At 73.1% G+C, this 5,303-nt stretch carries 3 protein-coding genes and 1 pseudogene; 1 reads left to right on the top strand and 3 read right to left on the bottom strand.

Annotated elements, in window-relative coordinates; translation table 11 throughout:
* Both rsmA and JNW91_RS29325 read right to left on the bottom strand, forming a co-directional pair.
* Nucleotides 1–748 (bottom strand): 16S rRNA (adenine(1518)-N(6)/adenine(1519)-N(6))-dimethyltransferase RsmA (gene rsmA / locus JNW91_RS29320; protein ID WP_203178746.1); only part of this gene is annotated, 748 nt, incomplete at its 3' end.
* Between the two features lie 46 nt (nt 749–794).
* Nucleotides 795–1,694 carry a TatD family hydrolase gene (locus tag JNW91_RS29325; protein ID WP_203178748.1) on the bottom strand — a complete coding sequence of 300 codons (900 nt, stop codon included), beginning with the start codon at nt 1,692–1,694 and terminating at the stop codon, nt 795–797.
* Nucleotides 1,695–1,834: 140 nt separating this feature from the next.
* On the opposite strand from JNW91_RS29325, the gene JNW91_RS29330 reads away from it, so the two are divergent.
* Nucleotides 1,835–3,082, top strand: coding sequence for a hypothetical protein (locus JNW91_RS29330; protein WP_203178750.1), 1,248 nt, complete (start codon nt 1,835–1,837; stop codon nt 3,080–3,082).
* A 46-nt stretch (nt 3,083–3,128) separates the two neighbouring features.
* Here the strand turns inward: JNW91_RS29330 and metG are convergent.
* A pseudogene (metG, locus tag JNW91_RS29335) lies at nt 3,129–4,960 on the bottom strand (methionine--tRNA ligase).
* Nucleotides 4,961–5,303: the final 343 nt, after the last annotated feature.

The raw sequence follows: 5,303 nt of genomic DNA on the forward strand, positions 1-5,303 counted from the left end.
GGTCCGCGCCGCCGGCCCAGCCGGCCAGCGCCGCGCGCAGGGTCTTGCGGCGCTGCGCGAACGCCGCGTCCACCACGGCGAAGACCCGCTCCCGGGGTACGTCCGCGCGGGGCGGCTCGTGACAGGTGAAGGCGACCAGGCCGGAGTCGACGTTGGGTACCGGCCAGAACACGTTCGGCGGCACCCGACCGGCGCTGCGGGCCTGGGCGTACCAGGCGAGCTTGACCGACGGGATGCCGTACACCTTGGAGCCGGGACCGGCGACCAGCCGGTCGGCGACCTCCTTCTGCACCATCACCAGGCCGTGCCGCAGGCTGGGCAGCTCGGCGAGCAGGTGCAGCACCACCGGCACGGCGACGTTGTAGGGCAGGTTCGCCACCAGCGCGGTCGGTGCGGGGTCGGCCAGCTGGGCGGCGTCGACGCGCAGCGCGTCGGCGCGGTGCACGGTGAGCCGACCGGCGTCCGCGCCGGCGTGCCGCGCGACGGTCTCCGGCAGCGCCCCGGCGAGCACCGGGTCGATCTCCACGGCGTGCACGTGCCCGGCGACCGGCAGCAGCCCCAGGGTCAGCGAGCCGAGGCCAGGACCGACCTCCAGGGCGACGTCGTCGGAGGTCAGTCCGGCGGCCGTGACGATCCGACGCACGGTGTTCGGATCGTGCACGAAGTTCTGGCCCAGTTTCTTGGTGGGCGCGACGCCCAGGCGGGCGGCGAGTTCCCGGATCTCCGCCGGGCCGAGGAGACCGGTCATGCCTGGCAGCGTAGCGGCGGCGTCGGAGCCGACCGTCGGGCCGGGCTCACCACGGGCCGAAGGCCCGGTCGCCGGTGGCGGAGATGGCGGCGCACAGCTCGTCGAGGTCCGTGCCGGTGGTCTGGGCGAGCGAGCGGACAGTGAGCGGAATCAGGTACGAGGCGTTCGGCCGGCCACGGTGCGGCGTCGGCGTGAGGTAGGGGGCGTCGGTCTCCACCAGCATCTGGTCCACCGGGGTGAGCGCGGCGGCCTCACGCAGCCCGGCGGCGCTGCCGAAGGTGACGGTGCCGGCGAAGCTGAGCAGGTAGCCACGGCGGACGCACTCGCGGGCGAACTCGGCGTCACCGGAGAAGCAGTGCAGCACCACGGTGTCCGGGGCGCCCTCGTCGTCGAGGATGCGCAGTACGTCCGCGTGCGCGTCCCGGTCGTGGATGACCAGCGCCTTGTCGTACCGCTTGGCGATGGCGATGTGCGCCCGGAAGCTGGCCTCCTGCGCGGCGCGCCCCTCGTCGGCGGTACGGAAGAAGTCCATCCCGGTCTCGCCGATCCCCCGGACCCGGTCGCGGGCGGCCAGCGACTCGATCTCCCGCAACGCCTCGTCGAGGTCGGCCAGCCGGGGCGCCTCGTTGGGGTGCAGCGCCACGGTGGCGAGCACGGCCGGATGCGCGTCGGCGGTGTCCGCGCCCCACCGGGAGGAGGCGACGTCCACGCCCACCTGGACCAGCCGGTCCACGCCGACCGTGGTGGCCAGGGCGACCGCCGCGGCGACCGGGTCGTCGGCCGGCCCGCCGCCGGGTACGCCGGCCTCGCTGACCGTGATGTCCAGGTGGGTGTGGCTGTCCAGCACCGGCCGGGGCAGCGGCTCGGGGGCGGGCGGGAACTCTCCGGCCCGCCGGGCGGCGCGCTCTCGGCGGGTTTCAGTCGGCTCGCTCATCAGCGACAGCATCACACACCGGGGCTGTCCATCCGCCCGCCACCCGGCGTTCGCCTCGACTACGCCGCGCGACTCTACGGTCGCGGCGTGAGTGGACGCGGTGCGCCACCGGACCGACACGGCATCTCACTGAGGGAGAGGGAGGCGACGGTGTGAACGTCACCCCTCAGGCCAGCGGCGCGGCCAGCGAACGCACCGGGCTGCGCGTGGCGTTCGGCGGCGGCGTGTACCCGGCCGAGGAGATCGCCCGGGGCGCCGCGTACGAGCTGTTCAGCCCCGACGAGGTGCCCGGCTTCGAGTGGGCGCCCCGACCGGGCAGCGCCCTGCCGTGGCGTCGGTTCGTGCACGTCACCGAGGTGACCGCCGTGCACGGTGCGACGCAGCCGGCCGAGGAGCCGGAGACACCGCTGATGATGCCCGCGCACCGGGAGCGGGGTTGGGCGCAGCTGCACCAGCTCAGCCAGCAGCCGTCCGCCGCGGGAGATCCACTGCTGGTCGCCGCGCGCGCGTCGGCGGTCGTGCGGCGGGGCACCCGGATGGTGAAGGTGCTCTCGGCCCGCCAGCTCGCCGGCTACGTGCGGGGCTGGCTGCCGCACGGCTTCTGCTACCGGGAACACGACGTGGCGCACCTGCGTACGCCGTCGGCGACCACGGTGCTGCGCACCGACGGCGACGTCGGCCGGGGCGGCTCGGACGTGGCGTACGCGCTGCGCTGGCGGGCCGCCGACCCGGGCGACTACGACGTGCCGGTCGGCGAGGCGCACCGGGGCCTGACCGCGCTGGCCTCCCGGGACCGGCTGGGCCCCCCGGTGCTGGGTACGGGCTTCGTGCCGAGCAACGGTCAGCTCATCCCGGAGTTCATCACCCGGGACTTCGCGGACCTGCCGATGCCGGCGAACGCCGCCCTGCTCGCCTACCCGACGGAGGGGGTGGAGGTGGTGCTCTACACGTACCAGGCCGAGCAGCGCGGCTGGCTGCGCATGGTCGGCCCGCAGTGGCGGCACCTGCTGTCCGCGGTGCCCGGCCTCTCGCCGGACCAGGAGTACGTGCCGACCGGAGACGCCCTCCGCTCCACGCAACTTGTCGGCGTGCACGGTGACACCGAGTACGAGGCGGTGGCGGACCTGCCCGGCGGGTTCCGGGTGCTGGCGATGACCCGCGCGGCCCGCTACCCGGTGGACGCGGTGGCCCGCCGGCTCCGGTTCGCCCGATGGCGGGGTGTGCCGTGCCTGGTGCTGCGCGAGGAGGCCGGCTGGTTGCGGTTGCGGTTGCGGTTCCCGGACCCGGACGCGGTGGTCACCACCGGAGCGCAGTGCCACGACCGTGGCGTCTACGAGACCTGGGCGCCGGGCGCCGAGGTGACCGACGACCAGGTGATGGACACCCGGTACGCGATGTGACGCCGCGCGGCGGTGGGGCGTCCTCCCGCCGCGCGGCCTCGTACGCTCAGCCGCCCAGCCGGGCCAGCTCCTCGTCGACGATCGACGGGTCGAGCTTGCGGAACACCGGCTTCGGCGCGGCCAGCGGCCGGCCCGCCTCCAGCGGCACCGACTCCCAGCGCGCGCCGACGGTGTAGTCCCCGGTCAGCACCGGGTACGCCGGGCCGCCGTCCAGGTCGTCGACCTGCTCGATGACCGGCATCGGCGCGTGCACGCCGGTGCCGCCGAGCAGCTCGTGCACCTGCTGGGCGGAGTGCGGCAGGAACGGGGTGAGCAGCGTGTTGGCGTCGCTGACAACCTGGAGGACGACGTGCAGGATGGTGCCCATCCGGGGCTTGTCGGCCTCGTCCTTGAGCTTCCACGGCGCCTGCTCGGAGAGGTACTTGTTCGCCTCGGCGACCACCTTCATCGCCTCACCGATCGCCTGCTTCTGGCGGTGCCGGCCGATCAGGTCGCCGACCGTGCGGAAACCGGCGCGGGCCACCGCGAGCAGCGCCTCGTCGGCCTCGGTGAGCCCGGCCTGGTCGACCGGCGGGATGGCCCCGAAGTTCTTCGCGGCATCGAGACGGACCGGTTGACCAGGTTGCCCCAGCCGGCGACCAGCTCGTCGTTGTTGCGGCGGAGGAACTCGGCCCAGGTGAAGTCGGTGTCGTTGCTCTCCGGGCCGGCGGCGGCGATGAAGTAGCGCAGCGCGTCGGCGTCGTAGCGCTCCAGGAAGTCCCGGACGTAGATGACCACCTTGCGGGACGAGGAGAACTTGCGCCCCTCCATGGTCAGGTACTCGCTGGAGACCACCTCGGTGGGCAGGTTGAGCCGGCCCAGCTCGCCCGGCTCGCCGTCCCGGGAGCCCTCACCGGAGTATCCGGAGAGCAGCGCCGGCCAGATCACCGAGTGGAAGACGATGTTGTCCTTGCCCATGAAGTAGTAGGACCGGGCGTCTCCGCCGACACCGTCGGCAGACGGGACGCTGCCCTCGCCGTCCTTCGAGTTCCAGTACTTTCGCCACGCCTCCGGGTCACCGGAACGACGGGCCCACTCGATCGAGGCGGACAGGTAGCCGATCACCGCGTCGAACCAGACGTAGATCCGCTTGTCGGGCCGGTCGCGCCAGCCGTCCAGCGGGATCGGTACGCCCCACTCCAGGTCCCGGGTGATCGCCCGGGGCTGGAGGTCGTCGAGCAGGTTGCGGGAGAACCGCAGCACGTTGGGCCGCCACCCGTCCCGGGTGTCCAGCCACTGCCGCAGCACCTCGGCCAGGGCGGGCAGGTCCAGGAAGAAGTGCTCGGTCTCGACGAACTTCGGGGTCTCCCCGTTGATCCGCGACTTCGGGTCGATCAGGTCGATCGGGTCGAGCTGGTTGCCGCAGTTGTCGCACTGGTCGCCGCGCGCACTGTCGTACCCGCAGATCGGGCAGGTGCCCTCGATGTACCGGTCGGGCAGGGTGCGCCCGGTGGACGGCGAGATCGCGCCCATGGTGGTCTTCGGCACGATGTAGCCGTTGCGGTACATCCCCTCGAACAGCTCCTGCACCACCGCGTAGTGGTTGCGGGTGGTGGTGCGGGTGAACAGGTCGTAGGACAGCCCGAGGCCGTGCAGGTCCTCCACGATCACCCTGTTGTACCGGTCGGCCAGCTCGCGCGGGGTGACCCCGTCGGCGTCGGCCTGCACCTGGATGGGGGTGCCGTGCTCGTCGGTGCCGGAGACCATGAGCACGTCGTGGCCGGCCATCCGCATGTACCGGGCGAAGACGTCGGAGGGAACGCCGAAACCGGAGACGTGGCCGATGTGGCGGGGGCCGTTGGCGTACGGCCAGGCCACTGCCGCGAGAACGTGACTCATGAGCAGCAAGCCTAGTGACCCGTCCGGGGCGGCCGCGAACCAATAGGGGGTGCCGGCCCGGCGGACCGGATCGACGGCCCCGCCCATTGGTCCGATTTGTCGCCGACACGCGGTCGAGCTGCCCCTTCAGCCTCCCCGACCGGTGTGCAATGAACGCCGTGACTGGCAGACGAGCGGGCCGGGACCATGACGACCGGCACACCGGGCCGGCGGTCGACGGCGACGCGGGCTCCGAGGCCGGCGGGTCCCGAGCTGCGCTGGTCGCACGCCGGCCTGGAGTACGCCGACTCGTACTGCTTCGACCCGCACAAGTGGCTGCTCACCGGCTTCGACTGCGACGCGT

This window comes from Micromonospora parastrephiae, assembly GCF_016802865.1.
GTDB classification, from domain to species: Bacteria; Actinomycetota; Actinomycetes; order Mycobacteriales; family Micromonosporaceae; genus Micromonospora; species Micromonospora parastrephiae.